Source organism: Mesorhizobium sp. M7A.F.Ca.CA.004.04.2.1 (assembly GCF_004022825.1).
Taxonomy (GTDB): Bacteria; Pseudomonadota; Alphaproteobacteria; order Rhizobiales; family Rhizobiaceae; genus Mesorhizobium.
Map to the genome: position 1 here is coordinate 1 of NZ_RZPH01001492.1, position 960 is coordinate 960.

At 62.5% G+C, this 960-nt stretch carries 2 protein-coding genes; one reads left to right on the forward strand and one right to left on the reverse strand.

Annotated features, from left to right (window positions below; genetic code table 11):
• On the reverse strand, positions 1–219 hold a 219-nt coding region (locus tag EN893_RS38455), incomplete at its 3' end, for a hypothetical protein (RefSeq protein WP_164901472.1).
• Positions 220–223: 4 nt separating this feature from the next.
• Here EN893_RS38455 and EN893_RS35640 point away from each other — a divergent pair.
• Positions 224–960 (forward strand): diacylglycerol kinase family protein (locus EN893_RS35640; protein WP_164901473.1); only part of this gene is annotated, 737 nt, incomplete at its 3' end.

Below are 960 nucleotides of genomic sequence, written 5' to 3' on the forward strand. Positions count from 1 at the left end.
GGGTCCGGGTCCTGTGGCCTTTCCTTCTTCCTTTTTCTCCCTTTCTTCTCTTTTCTCCCTCTTTTCTCCCTCCCTTTTCCTTTCCTCCCCTCTTTTCCTCCTCTTCTTCCCTTCTTCCTTTCCCTTCCTCCCGTTTCGGTCTTCCCTTCCTTCCCCTTCTCTTCCCTTCCTTTCCTTCTCCGGGGCTTGCGGTTCTTTTAACGTTTTCTGGGTTCTCACACCGATTGCCGGTGGGGGCCGGCTGAAACGGCATTGGCCTGATGTCGCCGTGTCGCTGAAAAAGCATTTCGGCGAATTCGAACTGCGCGAGACGCAAGCGGAAGGCGACGCCGAAAGGCTGGCAATCGATCTCGCGATGATTGGCTTCGACCTGGTGATCGCGGCCGGCGGCGACGGCACCGCCAGCGAAGTGGCCGACGGGCTGCTGCAAGCGGCCAGGGAAAGCGGCCGGACCACCGAGCTTGGGCTCTTGCCATGCGGCACCGGCATCGATTTCGCGCGTGGGCTAGGGCTGCCGAAAAAGGTCGATGCCGTGCTGAAGCGGATCGCCGAAGCCACGCCCCGCAAGGTCGATGCCGGACGCATCTGCTACGTCGACGATCACGGCGCGCTGGCCAGCCGGCATTTCATCAACATCGCCAGCCTGGGGCTTTCCGGCGCCACTGACCGCGCCGTCAATGCCGACAAGCGCAAGGGCAGGATGTCGGCCAAGGCGCTGTTCCTGTGGCGCACCGTGGTCGAGTTCATCCGCTACCGCTTCCAGGAGGTCAGCATCACGGTCGACGACGGCGTCCCCGTCGAAGCGCGCATGGCGCTGGTGGCGGTGGCAAACGGAAAGTTCTTCGGCGGCGGCATGATGATCGCGCCGGATGCGGAACTGACCGACGGGCAGTTCGACATCGTCATCCTGCGCGCGGCCGGCAAGCTGAAGCTGATCTGGGACATCCGGCTGCTCTATGG